The sequence below is a fragment of the Paraclostridium sp. genome (assembly GCF_051656405.1).
Taxonomy (GTDB): Bacteria; Bacillota; Clostridia; order Peptostreptococcales; family Peptostreptococcaceae; genus Paraclostridium.
In genome coordinates this window covers 46,787-62,767 of record NZ_JBOGBV010000046.1, presented here as the reverse complement: position 1 = coordinate 62,767, position 15,981 = coordinate 46,787, and the positions used below count along the sequence as shown (strand labels likewise).

The 15,981-nt window shown below is 28.3% G+C and carries 15 protein-coding genes and 2 riboswitches; of the genes, 1 reads left to right on the top strand and 14 read right to left on the bottom strand.

Features of this window, described 5'->3' with window-relative positions:
* Positions 1-1,018: 1,018 nt before the first annotated feature.
* Positions 1,019-2,302, top strand: coding sequence for a branched-chain amino acid transport system II carrier protein (gene brnQ / locus ACRDDE_RS06490; RefSeq protein ID WP_438626377.1), 1,284 nt, complete (start codon positions 1,019-1,021; stop codon positions 2,300-2,302).
* A 136-nt stretch (positions 2,303-2,438) separates the two neighbouring features.
* On the opposite strand, the gene ACRDDE_RS06485 is transcribed toward brnQ, so the two are convergent.
* The 14 genes from ACRDDE_RS06485 to ACRDDE_RS06420 all read right to left on the bottom strand — a co-directional run bounded on the left by ACRDDE_RS06485 (position 2,439) and on the right by ACRDDE_RS06420 (position 15,719).
* Positions 2,439-2,885, bottom strand: coding sequence for an MOSC domain-containing protein (locus ACRDDE_RS06485; RefSeq protein ID WP_438626376.1), 447 nt, complete (start codon positions 2,883-2,885; stop codon positions 2,439-2,441).
* A 34-nt stretch (positions 2,886-2,919) separates the two neighbouring features.
* Positions 2,920-3,531: a molybdenum cofactor guanylyltransferase gene (gene mobA / locus ACRDDE_RS06480; RefSeq protein WP_438626374.1), complete on the bottom strand. Its 612-nt coding sequence runs from the start codon at positions 3,529-3,531 to the stop codon at positions 2,920-2,922.
* 223 nt (positions 3,532-3,754) lie between these two features.
* Positions 3,755-5,029, bottom strand: coding sequence for a 5'-3' exonuclease (locus ACRDDE_RS06475; RefSeq protein WP_438626372.1), 1,275 nt, complete (start codon positions 5,027-5,029; stop codon positions 3,755-3,757).
* 164 nt (positions 5,030-5,193) lie between these two features.
* The gene (mgtA, locus tag ACRDDE_RS06470; RefSeq protein ID WP_438626379.1) at positions 5,194-7,887 is read right to left on the bottom strand and encodes a magnesium-translocating P-type ATPase; all 2,694 of its coding nucleotides are present in this window, start codon (positions 7,885-7,887) and stop codon (positions 5,194-5,196) included.
* A 143-nt stretch (positions 7,888-8,030) separates the two neighbouring features.
* Positions 8,031-8,174 (bottom strand): hypothetical protein, encoded by a 144-nt coding sequence (locus ACRDDE_RS06465; protein ID WP_160165091.1) that lies wholly within the window; start codon positions 8,172-8,174, stop codon positions 8,031-8,033.
* A gap of 131 nt (positions 8,175-8,305) precedes the next feature.
* A riboswitch (M-box (ykoK) riboswitch) is annotated at positions 8,306-8,462 on the bottom strand.
* 284 nt (positions 8,463-8,746) lie between these two features.
* Positions 8,747-9,121: a DUF2750 domain-containing protein gene (locus ACRDDE_RS06460; protein WP_438626370.1), complete on the bottom strand. Its 375-nt coding sequence runs from the start codon at positions 9,119-9,121 to the stop codon at positions 8,747-8,749.
* Between the two features lie 287 nt (positions 9,122-9,408).
* A complete protein-coding gene (locus ACRDDE_RS06455; RefSeq protein ID WP_021430879.1) occupies positions 9,409-9,666 on the bottom strand; it encodes a hypothetical protein in 258 nt (85 codons plus the stop codon).
* 409 nt (positions 9,667-10,075) lie between these two features.
* Complete coding sequence (gene thiT, locus ACRDDE_RS06450; RefSeq protein WP_438626368.1) at positions 10,076-10,678, bottom strand: energy-coupled thiamine transporter ThiT; 603 nt, start codon at positions 10,676-10,678, stop codon at positions 10,076-10,078.
* A 16-nt stretch (positions 10,679-10,694) separates the two neighbouring features.
* Positions 10,695-11,315: a thiamine phosphate synthase gene (thiE, locus tag ACRDDE_RS06445; RefSeq protein ID WP_085281523.1), complete on the bottom strand. Its 621-nt coding sequence runs from the start codon at positions 11,313-11,315 to the stop codon at positions 10,695-10,697.
* 12 nt (positions 11,316-11,327) lie between these two features.
* Complete coding sequence (gene thiT, locus ACRDDE_RS06440; protein WP_438626366.1) at positions 11,328-11,930, bottom strand: energy-coupled thiamine transporter ThiT; 603 nt, start codon at positions 11,928-11,930, stop codon at positions 11,328-11,330.
* Positions 11,918-12,595 (bottom strand): thiaminase II, encoded by a 678-nt coding sequence (gene tenA, locus ACRDDE_RS06435; RefSeq protein ID WP_195947570.1) that lies wholly within the window; start codon positions 12,593-12,595, stop codon positions 11,918-11,920. The genes thiT (ACRDDE_RS06440) and tenA overlap by 13 nt, the downstream gene beginning before the upstream one ends.
* Entirely contained in the window at positions 12,595-13,380 is a 786-nt protein-coding gene (gene thiM, locus ACRDDE_RS06430; protein WP_438626364.1) for a hydroxyethylthiazole kinase, read from the bottom strand. The genes tenA and thiM overlap by 1 nt, the downstream gene beginning before the upstream one ends.
* Positions 13,381-13,411: 31 nt before the next feature.
* Positions 13,412-14,215, bottom strand: a complete 804-nt coding sequence (gene thiD, locus ACRDDE_RS06425; protein WP_195336009.1) for a bifunctional hydroxymethylpyrimidine kinase/phosphomethylpyrimidine kinase — start codon at positions 14,213-14,215, stop codon at positions 13,412-13,414.
* Positions 14,216-14,305: 90 nt separating this feature from the next.
* A riboswitch (TPP riboswitch) is annotated at positions 14,306-14,408 on the bottom strand.
* Positions 14,409-14,462: 54 nt separating this feature from the next.
* On the bottom strand, positions 14,463-15,719 hold the full coding sequence (locus ACRDDE_RS06420; protein WP_438626362.1) for a dicarboxylate/amino acid:cation symporter: 1,257 nt from the start codon (positions 15,717-15,719) through the stop codon (positions 14,463-14,465).
* Positions 15,720-15,981 lie beyond the last annotated feature (262 nt).

The following is a 15,981-nucleotide window of genomic DNA, read 5'->3' as shown; positions in this document are numbered from 1 at the left end:
GGTATAGCTGCATACCCCATTAAGTAGAATGCTCTTGGCATATTACCAAATCCAAATACCGATGTAAATATCATAAGTATTAATGGTACTAGCGTAAGCTTTTTAACATTATTATTGCTTGGTTGTGACATGTGAATCCCCCTTAAATATGATTTCTTTATTTTGACAAATTAATAACATTTATGTCATTAATTTATCATCCCCTTATTTATTGTTAGATTATCATCATTATTTTTGCTTTTCAATAGATTTTAGTTTTATTTAAATATTGTGATTTTTACTTCTATTCAAAAGAATTCGATATTTGAAAACATTTTTTTAAAACGTTTATATTTCAAATTCCCCCTATTTTTTATTATTTTATACTATATATAACTATTTTCATTGAAATGCTCTTACTTTTTCCATTTTTCTACATATTTCTATGCCGAATTTTATATATTATTATTTTTTATTTTAATTTATAATGATTAAATTTTACTTTTGATTATTTTGAAAATTTTTTTATTTTTTTAAATATATAAGTACTCTGTTATTTTTCAATCAACTTTATTATTTTTTGACTTACCTCCTTCAAATGTCTTTAAATTGAAGCTAAAAATTTTTTTAGATTTTTTAATCTTAATTCAATTACAAATTACATTTTTAAAATTTTTTTAATTTTTTTAAAATTCACTATTGCATTTTTTATCATTAACTCATATAATTATTTCTAACAAAAATAAATTTTAATGAGGAGATTAAATGAAAATGATTAATACAAACTTAACTAACAACTTACAATTTAATAAATTTTATTTTAGCTATTATAGTTAAGTTTGTATTTATGATATAAATCGAAAATCATAGGTACAAACGGAAAATTGTTTGTATCTATGATGGCTAAATTTAGCTTGTACTTAGGCCACATAGATAATACTATGTGGCTTTTTTAATCCTAGGCAAAAAGGCTGCATAGTATCCACTATGTGGCCTTTTTGCATATACTTTATAAATTATTAAGAAAAGAGGTTTAATTATGAATAAAAATAAAGATATTTTAATAATAGGTTTTGCCCTATTCTCGATGTTCTTTGGAGCAGGAAACTTGATATTCCCACCATATATAGGTATTTCATCTGGAAGTAGCTGGATAATAAGCTTTTTAGGTTTCATATTAGCTGATGTTGGAATAATTTTATTATCAATAATTGCAATTTCTAAAGCTGGAAATCTTCAAAATGTAATAGGTAGAGCCGGTAAGAAGTTTGGAATTACCTTAGAATTTTTAATGATGTTATGTCTTGGTCCTATATTGGTTATTCCAAGAACTGGAGCAACAACATTTGAAATGAGTATATTACCACTTGCAAAAAACTTTAACCCTGTTTTATTCTCTGTAATATTTTTCTCTATAACACTTTTACTTACAATAAAACCTACTAAAGTTATGGATATAATAGGTAAATTTTTAACTCCAATTTTATTACTATCACTTGCATTTTTAATAGTAAAGGGCATAGTATCTCCTATAGGAAACTTAGAAGATGTTACTTCTTCAGATCTTTTTATAACAGGAATTACTCAAGGATACCAAACAATGGATGCTTTAGGAATAGGCGGAATAGTAGCCTTAATTATGACTTCTCTTGTTAGTAAAGGTTACACAGATAAAAATGAAAATATATCACTAGCAATAAAGTCTGCTTTAATAGCATGTGTTGGACTTATAGTTGTTTACGGAGGATTGACATACTTAGGAGCTACAACTTCTAGCTTATATGATACAAATATCTCTCAAACAGCTCTACTTATAAATATCACTCACCAGTTATTAGGAAGTACTGGAACTATTATGTTAGCTGTTGTAGTTGGATTTGCATGTCTTACTACTTCAATAGGTTTAACTTCTGTTACAGGTAAGTTCTTCGAAGATTTTACTAATAAAAAGTTAAAATACGAGCATATAGTTATATTTATTTGTGTATTCAGTGCAATAGTTTCAAACTTTGGTGTTGATAAAATTATACAAATAGCAATACCTATATTAAGTTTAATTTATCCTGTAACTATAGTTTTAGTAGTTATGAATATATTTAAAAAGATTATTCCTAATGATATGACATTAAAAGGTGCAGCTTACTCAACACTATTAATAAGTTTACTTAATGTTATAGATAGCTTAGGATTAAGCATACAATTTGTTCATCAAATTCCGCTTGCAAGCTTAGGATTTAACTGGATTTTACCAGCTATAATAGGAGGCCTAGTATTTAGCTTCATTCCAACTAAATCAAAAGCTACCAATACCCCATCTCTTTAACATAAAATAAGGGTAAGTTTTAAATATTTCAAAGGGGAACTATATGAGTTTTAGCGACCTTTAAAGCAATATGCTTTGGAAGCAAAACTCATATAGTTCCCCTGAGAGTTGTATTATTTAAAACTTACCCTTATAATTATTCTTCTATTACTTCTATTGTATCTCCAGTTCTTACTTCTCCACCTTTGATAATTTTTGTAAATATACCTTCTCTAGGCATTACACAATCCCCTACTTGATTTTTTATAGCACATCCAGCATGACACTTTTTACCTATTTGAGTTACTTCTTGAATAGTATCTCCTATCTTAAGCTTAGTGCCTACTGGTAATTCATATAAAACTATATCTTTTGTAGTTATGTTTTCAGCAAATTTCCCAGTACCTAGACCTTCTATTCCCATTTGTCTTATTTTTTCTATACTTTCATCTCCTAGCAAACTTACTTGTCTATGCCAGTTACCTGCATGAGCATCACCTACTAACCCATGATCTACCTTAAAAGTACCTACTTCTATTGGAGTTTTTATAACTCCTTTTTTCTCACTTATATTGATAGCTAATACAGTTCCTTTTTTATTCATGTCTGTTGTACTCCCCTCTTTTACTACCTATTTTTTAGTAACGTCTATTTAAACCGACTTCATTTATGAAATTTTTTAAGTCTTCCTGATCATTTAAATTAATAAAAATATTTAAATCAAAATGATTTTTATTAAAATCATCTTCATTTAAATAAGAAATAGCTTTATTGTCTAAAAATCTATTTATAGATTTTTTCTCACTCATTAATAGAAATTTTTCTATATCTTCATATAAGCTTTTTTTATAAACCCCATGAAATGGTTCTGCAAATTTATCTAGCTTAGTAATATAAACATCATATAATGTACTTATGTTTTCTTTTAAAAACTTAATATAATTGTTATCAATATTAGGCATATCACATGCTAAGAAGTAAACATATTCGCTACTAGCACTCTTAAGACCTATATGTATTCCACTTAAAGGTCCACATTCTTTTATCTCATCTACAACAACTTTATAACTACAATCATTGTAAAATTCAGGTTTGTTTGTAACAATTATAATTTCATTAAAATGATTTTCTAATTTTTTGGCTAAATCATATATAAGCCTTTTTTCATCTATTACTAAAAACTGCTTATCAAATTTCATCCTACTACTCTTCCCACCAGCCAATATAACTGCACTTTTACATACGCTCATAGTATCTTTTCTCCCAAATAAATTTTTTAATTGGTATTTCTAAAATTAGCAAAGGCTAAATTACTCTAAAAGAGAAAAGTAAAACAAAAACCTCAAAATAGTAAGGGCTCAAGATAGAGATATAAGTTTTGCTCCCAAAGCTAGAAAGATGCTTTAAAGGTCGCTAAAACTTACACCTCTATCCTTCGCTATTCATTCTACTATTTTGAGGTTTTTATAATTTTTATAATTTTATACTTTTCATTTCGTACTTTTCTAGTTGTTCTCTTAATATGTCTTTGTCTATATTTATTTTTAGGTCGTCTAAAGTTAAACCTACATCTATATCAGTTTTTATTGTTGCTAACTGTTTAGACATAAATGCATTGTCTTTTTCTGTAACTAACTTTTTCATAGGATTTCTTATTCCTAGTTCATTTTTCCAATCTGTAGCTTTTAACTTTAACCCTTTTTCATCTAATCCTTCTATATCTTTATATATATCTTCTAGTGTATTATATTTTTGAAGTAGAGGTATACTTGTTGTATCTCCTAATCCTTTTATACCTGGAATGTTATCTGAAGAATCTCCAGATATAGATTTATAGTCAATTATTTGATGAGGTTTTAATTTTTTAACTTTCTTTAATAAATCAACTGTATATTCAAATGTATTGTTTGGTAAGTTACATTCTTTCAAGTTTATATCACAAGTTTTAGCTATATCAGTTGCTTTTGATGTATTCATCCATACAACTGTGTTGTGGTCAACTAATTGTAAATAATCTTCATCTTTAGTATATAGCGCAACTGGAATTTGATCTTGGAATTGCTTTGATAAACTTCCTGCAAAGTCATCAGCTTCAAATACATTGCTATAGTCTTCACTTGGAGTTGAAATTAAAACCTTAACCCCTATAGTTTCAAGCATTTCTCTTAATAAATCATATTGTTCTTTTAAAGGAACTTCTATAGGTTTTCTTGTCCCTTTGTAATCATCATATATTAACTTTCTAAAAGTCATTCTAGTAGAATCTAGGCAAACTGCTAAGTGTGTAGGCTTTTGCTCTTTTATCATAGATATCATAATTTGCATAAACCCAAAAACTCCATTTGTATATATTCCGTCTTTTGTTTGAAGTATCTTATCATAAAATTGTTCTTTTTCTTCAATTGTTTTAGCAAATATTATTTGTCTTGGAAGTCTTGCAAAGTAACTTGTACTAAGTAATGATGACCCATCTATAATAAGTAGTTTTTCTTTATTATTATCTTCATCTATTTTTAAATATTTAACTTTTTCACTTTCTTTTATTTCAATATTTTTAGTTTCCTTAACATCTTTTATTGTATCTATTTCTTCTTTTATATTATTAGCTTTTTTATTTTTCGTTCTAAAATCTGTATTTAATCTAGATCCAACATAACTAGTAAGTCTTATATGATCTCCTCTAGATAATTCAGATTCTTTGATTTTTTCGTTAGCTTCTTTTTGTTCTAATAAATCAAATAAATCCATAATTCTCTCCTCTTTTTCAATGGTCATTAATCTCAATGTATTAATTATAACATATACATTTTGTTATTTTGAAATTATAGATATATTAACTATATTTACTATAGAAAAAGAAGGATATATTGCCTTTTATCAGATCAATATATCCTTCTTTTTTATTCAGTCATTTATAATAATTCTCCATATTTTCTTATATATATCTTTTTAACTATAGTAACTAAAACCATATATGCTATTATTGTAGCTATTAACCATGCAAAGTATATCATTGGCATAGGATAAAGATTTAATGCGCTTCCAAATGGAGTATATGGTATTATTGTTCCGACAGCTATACCCATAGTTGTTAATATTAGTAGTGGAAGTGATGCTCTACTTTGAATAAATGGTAATTTTGGTGTTCTTATCATGTGAATTACCAATGTTTGAGACCATAATGATTCAACAAACCATCCTGCATTAAATAACATCATGAATAAAGTTTTGTCTACTCCTGGATCATTATATCCGCCACCTAATACAGCAGGACATATAACAAAGTACATTAATAGATATGTTGTTATATCAAATACTGAACTTGTAGGTCCTATCCATCTCATAAAGTTACCAATTGATGCTGCTTCCCACTTACGTGGTACTTTTAAGTAATCTTCATCTACATTATCCCATGGTATTGACATACAAGATATATCATATATAAGGTTTAACATTAATAATTGAACTGGAAGCATTGGTAAAAATGGTAAGAATATACTTGATGCTAATACACTAAACATATTACCAAAGTTTGAACTTGCAGTCATTTTTATATATTTAATTATATTTGCATAAGTTTTACGACCTTCTTTTATTCCATTTTCAAGAACCATTAAATCTTTTTCAAGTAATATTATATCTGCTGACTCTTTTGCTATATCTACACCTGTATCAACTGATATACCAACATCTGATTTTCTCATAGCTGGTGCATCGTTTATTCCATCTCCCATGAATCCAACTACATGACCATTGCTTCTTAACATTGATACTACTCTAGATTTTTGCTCTGGTGAAAGTTTTGCAAATACATTTGTACTTTCTACTACTTCTTTTAATTCTTCATCTGACATTACTTCAACTTGATGTCCAAGTATTATATTACTTACATCTATTCCAACTTGTTTGCATACATATTTAGTTACTTGTTCATTATCTCCAGTTAATACTTTTACATCTACTCCATATTCATTTAAAGTTTTTATAGCTTCATATGAAGACTCTTTTGGAGGATCTAAAAATGCTATATATCCAACTAAAATCATATCTTTTTCATCAGCTGTTGAGAATTCTGTATTTTTTGATACGTTAGCTTTTCTAGCTACACCTATAACTCTCATACCTTTGCTGTTTAGATCTTCTACTGTTTTTAAAACTTTTTCTTTTAAGTCCTCAGTTAAATCAACTATTTCTCCTCTATACTCCACTTTACTTGAAATGTCTAACATCTCTTCTACCGCACCTTTTGTTAGTAACTGATTATTATTATTTTCATCATTTAATACTACTGACATTTTACGGCGAGTGAAGTCAAATGGAATTTCATCAACTTTTTCATATGAACTTACAATATCAGCTAAATTCTTTTTCTCTCCATATTCAAGTATAGCTACATCTAGTAAATTTCTAAGTCCTGTTTGGAATTTACTTATTAAATATCCATGTTTTAAAACACTTAAATTTTCATTACCTTCAACATCTAAATGACGCTCTAATATTATTTTATCTTCTGTCAAAGTTCCTGTTTTATCAGTACATAATACATCTATAGCTCCGAAATTTTGAATAGAGTTTAAATTTTTAACTATAGCTTTTTTCTTAGACATTGCTACTGCACCTTTTGCAAGGTTTGTAGTAACTATCATCGGTAACATTTCAGGAGTTAATCCTACTGCAATTGATATACCAAATAAGAATGCTTCTAACCAATCCCCATCAGTTAATCCATTTATTATGAAAATTGTTGGGGCCATGATTGCCATAAACTTGATTAGAATCATACTTACTGAATTTACACCTTTATCAAAACTTGTTTCTTCTCTTTTTTCTGTAACTATATCAGCTATATTACCTATAAAAGTGTCATCTCCTGTAACTACTACAACTGCTGTTGCTGATCCACTTATTACGTTAGTTCCCATAAAAGCTAAGTTTTCAAGTTCTAGTATAGATTGGCTCATCACAGAAACTGTTTCTAGTTCTTTTCCAAACTTTTCAACAGGTTCAGATTCTCCAGTCATTGATGCCTGGCTTATAAATAAATCCTTAGATGATAATATTCTTATATCTGCTGGAATCATATCTCCTGCAGCTAATTTTATCATATCGCCTGGAACTAGTTCATTTATTGGAACTTCTACTTCTTCCCCACCACGTAATACTGTAGCTGTAGTTATTATCATTTCTCTTAGCTTTTTACCTGCATTACTTGATTTTCCTTCTTGAACAAACTTTAATACCCCACTTAATGTGACCATACTACCTATTATAATTACAGCTGTTAAACTTCTATCCTCTGGAGCAGCTATAACAAAGTCTGTTATAAATGATATTAGTGCAAGCACTACAAGTATTATTGTAAATGGGTTTACAAATGAATTAAATAATCTCTTATACCATGTATCATTGTTTTTATCTGTTATTTCATTTAATCCATATTCTTCTATTCTATCTTTAGCAATTTTATCACTTAGTCCATTTGAATCAGTTTGTAAAAAATCAAATAATTCTATTTGTGATAATACCGCAGCTTTTTTTAATTTAGTTTCTGTTAAATTTTTTCTTTCCTCTTTTTTCACTTCTATTTTTTTTGTTTTCATGTTCATGATTTTCATATTATTCCCTCCTCACTATTTTGCAAGTGCATGAGAATAAATGACAAAATAAATGCCTGTTACTATATTTTTAGTAAACAGGCAGCATAAATAAAACTCTTGTACTTTATTTTTAAAGTGAAAACAAAATGAACTTACATAGTTAGTATACAAGTAAATAGCATATTACTTTTACTAACTGTTTTGTTTTCAATTTTATAATAAAAATAGAGCCAATCTGAGTCTTCTTCAAATTCTATGCCATCTGTTCTCATACACAACCTACTTTCTAAGTCCACTTTATTTTCACCTCCATATTTTAATTTAATTCATTTTTAATGTTTTTTGATTTTTTAGCATTAAAAAATCCTCGTTTCTTTTGGTAAACGAGGATAATGAAAGCGTAATTAAAAAGTATCTTTTACATATACTTAATAATCTTCGTCCAAGCTTTAGCTTCTTAGGGCAATGTAATTGCATTAGAATACGCCTTCTCCGACGTATACTGCTAACCATCTAATAGTGTCTCCACTATTTCGCGGCAGCAACCCGTATCCCTAAGGTAACCTCACCTACCGAAACTATTTAGTTATATCTTACTTCCCTTTCATTATATTCAGAACTTTTAAAATTGTCAACTCTAAAATTATATTTTTTGAATCAAAATTAATTATATAATTTATGTTTATTGCTTTATTCCCAAAATATGTTTATTTCCTCAAATGAAATTTCACTTTCAAATACACTGTATTCATCACTACTACTAATTTGTTGAATTTCATTTTTAACTTAATATAATTTTAAATAAATTTTTCTTGTAATTCACGCTTTTTAATCTATTAAATAAGTGTAATTTGTTAATCTTATATTATTAATAATTTTCTAGCTCTTCTTCTATATCACCTATAAGTTTTTCAACCTCTATTACTGCAGAACTCTCATTGTTAAAAAATATAGATGGTTTTATATTATCTACTTTCATATCTGGTAACCATTTATTAATAAATTCGTACAAATCAATGCTTTCTGAAGTATAGCCTCTCCATTCCCCAATTGCACAGAAATCAGCATATTCTTTTTTAGGCCAAAACGAAATCATCATATTTTTGTTATCATCTTCTGTCATAGCCCAGCCGTCATTGTATAATCCCCATAACTCTTCAAAGTCTGCAATTTTCTTTATAAAATATTCATATCTTTTTTGTGCCGATAGCTTTATTACCGCTTCTAGTTCTTTATTATCCATACATGCCCCCTAATTCCATATCCATAGATTTATACTCTGTTCTATAATTTTCAAATGTATATTTTTAAAATTTGACTTACAGCTTTATAATTTTATCATCTTTATCCAATGATTTGAACCATTTTTTACTATATAAAATTTTATTTTTCCTATTACTTAGGATGTTTATATTTTTGAATGTTTCATTATATTTTTTCTATCAAATATTTACCAAATGTCGATCTTTACTTTTCCAAAAAATAAAAAAGTTCTAAGACTTTTTAGTCTTAGAACTTTTTTATTAATTACTATGCATCAAAGTCTACATGAACTTTTCCTATCGGAGTATTTATATCTATGTAAGATAAGTTAAAGTTTTCATCCATAACATCTATCTTATATTCAAAGAATAGATCGTCTTCTTTCTTAGACATAAATATGTAGCTTCCATTTTCTTTTTCTTCTATTTCATCACATATTTCTTCGTATATTTCTTCTCCACTTACATAGCCATTATAGCCTGCAGCTTTTATTTTATCTTCTATTAATTTATATATTTCTTCCATTTATTTACCTTCTTTCTATATATCTATAAAATACAGTCTACAATCAGTTTTTATATATTGTCAACTATATATACATATTTTATTTATAATACTTTCCTTTTAATCTATTTATCTCATATTCATCTCTATCTATAGCTCTTCCTACGTTTCCATCTAACATCTTCCAAGCTGTGTTATGAACCCCTCCAAACTTATATTTACATACTCCTCTATTTTAATATTTTTGTAGGATTATGTACACCCTTGCTCCCCACATCCACATCCCACCGCTTAAGAAGAAAGATAAATATAAGTTAACTAAAATGAGGTTATTATATAAGTTTTAGCGCCTTTTAAAGCATCTTTCCAGCTTTAGAAGCAAAACTTATATAATAACCTCTTATTTTAAAACTTTATTTATCTTTCTTTTTTAATTACCACTTACATTTATTGCTTTATTTAATCGTTCAAGTGGAAGTATCCCAATTATAAGTGCAGACAATAACCCCTCTACGCCTTGACTTGATACATTATACAAGAATGAGTATACAAATACATTCATTCCTTCTGGAGCATAATCTCCAAAGAATACACATCCTGATATTATATTCATAGATACACTAAGAACTACAGCAAATAAGCATCCTAGTATAACCTTTGATTTTTTCTCTTTTCCAAATGATCCTGCTAATCCAAGTAACATTGTTGGTAATATATAATCTAGTAAAAATTGTGCTGGATGTATTATATACACGCCCTTTAATAATTTTAATACTCCATAAATAAGTCCACCAGTTATACCTACCGTGTTTCCAAATAAAACTGAAAGTAACATTGTTGGTAACATTGAAAATAAAGATATTCCTCCACCTTGTGGATATTTTATAAACTCTATCATACTAAGTATATATGATATTGCACTAAACATACCTATCATAACAACTGTTTTGGTAGTGAATTTAGTATTTTTTAAACCTTTTAGATAGTATATAAAAAATCCTATACTACCTAATATTATGATTGCATTTATCATAATTCACCTCCTATATCTATTTTTGCAAAGACTTTGTCCATTTTAAACATTCATTATATATATCATCGCACTTTAATATAGCTGATACTATTGCATATCCATCTATGTTTATACCCTTAAATGTATCTATGTTATCTAAATTTATACCACCGATTAAAACTTTAGGTATATCAAGATTTTCATCAATTTCTTTTAGTTGATCTACTGTAACTATGGTAGCATCATTTTTAGTAGTTGTATTAAACATAGCTCCTACCCCTATATAATCTGCTCCACCATTTTTTGCAGCAGTGGCTTCTTCTATGTTATGAGCTGAAATTCCTATAATTTTATCTTTTCCTATTAATCTTCTCACTTCTTCTAAAGGTATATCACTTTGTCCAACATGAACACCATCTGCATCACAAAGCATAGCAATGTCTACTCTGTCATTTATTATAAATAAAGCATCATATTTCTTAGTAAGAGCTCTTAATTTATATGCTTTTTCTAAAAACTCTTTTCCATTTGCATTTTTTTCTCTTAATTGTAAAGTTGTTACCCCACCTTTTAATGCATCTTCTATACATTTATAAAAATCTCTTCCATTTAGTATTTCTGAGTCAGTCACTAAATATAATTTTAATTTTTCTTCCATTTTGTTCTCCCTTTAATTAGTTGATAATTTCAACACTTTTTGAAATCTTTTTATAGGTAATAAAACTAGTATTATACTAGAAAGTAATCCTTCAACTCCTGCACTTGATATATTATATATACAAGAATAAAGTACTATATTCATTCCCTCTGGCGCATACTGTCCAAAATATACTACTCCTGATATTATACTTATCAATACACTTAAACTACTTGCAAATAAGCATCCTTTGAACATATCGCTTTTTTTCTCTCTTCCGAATGATCCTGCTAATCCAAGTGCCATATTTGATAATATATAATCTAATAAAAATTGTGCTGGATGCACTACATAAGCTCCATTTAATAGTTTTAGTAATCCAAATATCAATCCACCTGTTAGCCCTGCCTCACGACCATATAATATAGCTAGTAACATCGTAGGTAGCATCGAAAATAACGTTATACCTCCACCTTGCGGATATCTTATGAATTGTATCATATACAGTATAAATGATATAGCACTAAACATAGCGATCATTACTATCTCTTTAGTAGAAAACTTCTTTTTATTTATATCTTTTGCATACATAAATAACATTACTAAACTTATTATTATAATTACTACGCTTGACATTTTTTCTTCGCCTCTTCATATGCCATATTCCAAAAATCTAATTCATATAAACTTGATTTAACAAATATTTCTTTAAGCTTCTTTGTCTCATCTTCAGTTAAATCTTTGCATAACTCGTTTGTGTATTCTAACCAATCTATTAATACATCATCAAATTCTTGATCTGCATACATCTCTATCCATTCTTTATAATAATTATTATCTAAACTATCTTTATAATTTTCATATAAATAATGACCTATATAATTGTAACTCCAGTTACAAGGTAATGTAGCCATTACAATTTCTTTAACTCCTCCTGTTAATGAAACAGCTTGCATGTAACTTGTATAGCTACTTGAAACTAGTTCATATTTACATTTTTCAGCCTCAATCGGAGGTACTCCTAATTTTTTCATATATTCAACATGTATAGCAGTTTCATCTTCCATAGACCCCTTAGCTGCTTTATTGAAAAACTTCATTTCTTTAACTGTATCTGCTTTTATTACTCCCATTGCAAAAACTTTAGCAAATTCTTTTAAATATAAGTAATCTTGTATAAGATATCTTTTAAATTTATCTTTTGGTAAAGTTCCTTCTCCTATTTCTCTTACAAATGGATGATTTAAATAACTTTCCCATATGTCTTTAACTTCTTCAAATAAGCAATCTGTAAATTTCATTAAAATACCTCCACCCTTGAAGACTCTTTTAACTTATCTTCATTTAATTTGTATATATTGTCCATTAAATTTACTTTAAAGCTTCCTATTCCTATATTATCTATATCTGCTAATTCTCCACATAAGCTCATTGTAAGAACACCCATTGCTGCAGAATTTAAAATTTCATTACTCGCGCCTAAATAACTCCCTATTAAACTAGCACTCATACATCCAGTTCCTGTTATTCCTTTTAGTTTAGGAGTTCCATTGTGTATTTTTATAATTTTATCGCCATCAGTTACTACATCCACTTTTCCAGTAGCTACTACCACACATTCTAGTTTTTTAGCAACTTTCTTAATAATATCGTCTATGTTTTCATCATCGTCAAATGAATCTACACCTTTTCCTTTTACATTAAATCCGCCTATGTACTTAATTTCAGCTGCATTCCCTTTAATTACGTCAAACTTTACTTCATTTAATAAAGTTTCCACTAACAAAGATCTTGAAGGCGTGGCAAATACCCCTACTGGATCTAATATAACTGGCTTTTTATGCTTATTTGCTATTTTCCCAGCCTTTATAAACAATTCTCTATGAGAGGAATTCATTGTTCCAATATTTATTACTACAGAACTTGCAATAGGTATTATTTCTTCTGCTTCTTCATAAGAATAACTCATCAGTGGACTTGCACCTATAGCTAACGTTATATTTGCACAATCATTAATTGTAACTTCGTTAGTATAATGAAGTACTAATGGGTTAATTTCTTTAACTTTATTTAATAATTCAAACATAATTTCATCTCTCCCTTTTAAATGCTTATATCTATTTATTTGAGTCAAATTTATAAAAATGGTGTACTGGTCCTACTCCTCCACCTATATCAAAGCTATGTCTTATAGCATTAGTTATATAGTCTTTTGCATTAGAAACAGATTGTACTATATCAAATCCTAGTGCTAAATTTGCAGTTATTGCAGATGATAAAGTGCATCCTGTTCCATGAGTATTTTTTCTATCTAATCTTTCACTTTTATAAATTTCAAATGTATCCTGGCCTATTAAAACGTCTACTGCATCCCCGTCTAAGTGTCCACCTTTCATTAACACGTATTTAGGCCCTAGTTCTAATATTTTTTTCCCAACTAATTTCATGTCGTCTACATTGTCAATTTTAATCCCTGTTATTTCCTCAGCCTCTAATGTATTTGGCGTTATTATGTATGCTTTAGGTATAAGATATTTTATTAAATTGTCTTTAGCCTCAGGTTTTAAAAGTGAATATCCACTTTTAGATATCATTACTGGATCTACTACTAAGTACTTTGGATTATACTTATCTAAAGATTCAACAATTGCCTTTATTATTTCTGGGCTAGATACCATTCCTATTTTTACTGCTTTAGGTGGTATGTCATCAAATACTACCTCTATTTGTTTTTGTATTATTTCTTTACTTAAATCTTCCACTAAAAATACTCCATGAGTGTTTTGAGCTGTTATAGCTGTTATTACACTCATTCCATAAGTTCCTATAGCACTAAATGTCTTTAGGTCTGCTTGTATACCTGCACCTCCTGATGAATCTGAACCTGCTATTGTAAGTGTTGGCACTTTATACTTTTCCATTAGATGTTTCCCCCTTGATTTATATATTAAAAAAAGCTATATTCCTGTAGGAATATAGCTTTTAATTTACTATGCAAATAAATTTCATTTGTATATTTAGTAAAGCTTTCCTACGCTGGTATTATCCAGATCAGGTTTGAGGGTTAATGAATAAATTCATCTCTCAGCCGTTGGGGCACCCCTAGCTATTCATTTTAGATTACAGTTTAATTATAGCTCACTAAATTTATATGTCAATAAAAATTTATTACGCTACTTCTATAGCATCTATATTAGTTACTTCTAACTCTTTTTCACTACTTGCAACTACAAGTGTACAAGTGTTGTCTCCCATAACATTTACTGTAGTTCTAAACATATCTATAATTCTTTCTACTCCCATTATAAGTCCGATACCTTCAAGTGGAAGTCCTACTGATTGAAGCACCATTGATAGCATTATCATACCAACACCTGGAACTCCTGCCGTTCCAACTGATGCTAAAGTCGCTGTTAAAACTATTGTTAACATATCATTTATACCTAAATGAACTCCATAAACTTGTGCTATAAATAAAGCTGCTACACCTTGCATTATAGCTGTTCCATCCATATTTATAGTAGCTCCCATAGGTATTGTAAATGAACGTATACTTTTACTAACTCCCATTTCTTCCATAAGCTCTAAACTTACTGGAACAGAAGCATTACTTGATGCAGTTGAAAAAGTAACTGCAGCTACTTTTGAAAATTTACGTACAAATCCGATAAAACTAACTTTTGTAAATACTTTTAACGATCCTCCATAAACCACTACTACATGTAGTAATAGTCCTAATAACACAACTAATATATATTTAACTAATGATCCTATTGCATCTGCTCCTACTGTAGAGAAAGTATTTGTAATAAGTGCAAATACTCCAAAAGGTGCAAACATCATTATTACACTAACCATTTTCATACAAACTTCATTTGCACACTCAAATAATTTTTTTAAAGGTTTTGCCTTTTCGCCTACTAAACTTATTGATACTCCAGTAAGCATTGCAAAAAATATTATTTGTAGCATTTCACCTTTTGCAAAAGCCTCTATAGGGTTTGATGGTATCATGTTTAATATTATTTCTGATAGTGACTGATTTTTTGCTATCGTAGTAGATTGACTAGCTACAGTTCCTAAATCAAGTCCTGCACCTGGCTTTAATAAAACTCCTAAAGCTAATGATATACAAATAGCTACAGCTGTTGTCATTAAATAGAATCCCATAGTTTTAAATCCAATTCTACCTAATTTCTTTATATCTTCCATAGCAGATACACCGCATACTAATGAAACAAATACTAGTGGCACTACCATCATTTTTATAGCCTTTGTGAACCCATTACCTATTACATTTATAATTCCACCTAATAAAACTGTATCTTTAATATAACTACCTGGCATTTTGCTAAGTATTACACCAAATAACATTCCTAAAAATAATCCAATTAATATTTTACTCGTTAATCCAAGTTTCCTCATATGTGTTTCCTCCATCTCTTTATCATATTAATATTATACACTAAAAACCGGCTTTTTTGTAATTTTTTAAAGTTTAACCGTATTAAATCACATTTTAACTTAATATAATTAGGTACATATAGCTTTGACTTTACTATATTTTGTCTATCTTGGATATAACTTTATATATATTCTAAAATCAGCTTAAAAAACTTAATTTTCAAACTATTACATTTTTTAACTTATTTTCATTCATACATATACGATTATTCTTTATATTTTC

What these genes read in the sequence shown, in the direction of transcription:
- ACRDDE_RS06460 (WP_438626370.1), bottom strand. Translation starts at nt 9,121, where the DNA reads ATGGATAATAAAGAACTAGAAGCGGTAATAAAGCTATCGGCACAAAAA.
- thiM (WP_438626364.1), bottom strand. Translation starts at nt 13,380, where the DNA reads ATGTTTGAATTATTAAATAAAGTTAAAGAAATTAACCCATTAGTACTT.
- ACRDDE_RS06475 (WP_438626372.1), bottom strand. Translation starts at nt 5,029, where the DNA reads ATGGATTTATTTGATTTATTAGAACAAAAAGAAGCTAACGAAAAAATC.
- brnQ (WP_438626377.1), top strand. Translation starts at nt 1,019, where the DNA reads ATGAATAAAAATAAAGATATTTTAATAATAGGTTTTGCCCTATTCTCG.
- mgtA (WP_438626379.1), bottom strand. Translation starts at nt 7,887, where the DNA reads ATGAACATGAAAACAAAAAAAATAGAAGTGAAAAAAGAGGAAAGAAAA.
- thiD (WP_195336009.1), bottom strand. Translation starts at nt 14,215, where the DNA reads ATGGAAAAGTATAAAGTGCCAACACTTACAATAGCAGGTTCAGATTCA.
- thiE (WP_085281523.1), bottom strand. Translation starts at nt 11,315, where the DNA reads ATGGAAGAAAAATTAAAATTATATTTAGTGACTGACTCAGAAATACTA.
- thiT (WP_438626368.1), bottom strand. Translation starts at nt 10,678, where the DNA reads ATGATAAATGCAATCATAATATTAGGTAGTATAGGATTTTTTATATAC.
- ACRDDE_RS06455 (WP_021430879.1), bottom strand. Translation starts at nt 9,666, where the DNA reads ATGGAAGAAATATATAAATTAATAGAAGATAAAATAAAAGCTGCAGGC.
- mobA (WP_438626374.1), bottom strand. Translation starts at nt 3,531, where the DNA reads ATGAGCGTATGTAAAAGTGCAGTTATATTGGCTGGTGGGAAGAGTAGT.
- thiT (WP_438626366.1), bottom strand. Translation starts at nt 11,930, where the DNA reads ATGTCAAGCGTAGTAATTATAATAATAAGTTTAGTAATGTTATTTATG.
- tenA (WP_195947570.1), bottom strand. Translation starts at nt 12,595, where the DNA reads ATGAAATTTACAGATTGCTTATTTGAAGAAGTTAAAGACATATGGGAA.
- ACRDDE_RS06420 (WP_438626362.1), bottom strand. Translation starts at nt 15,719, where the DNA reads ATGAGGAAACTTGGATTAACGAGTAAAATATTAATTGGATTATTTTTA.
- ACRDDE_RS06485 (WP_438626376.1), bottom strand. Translation starts at nt 2,885, where the DNA reads ATGAATAAAAAAGGAACTGTATTAGCTATCAATATAAGTGAGAAAAAA.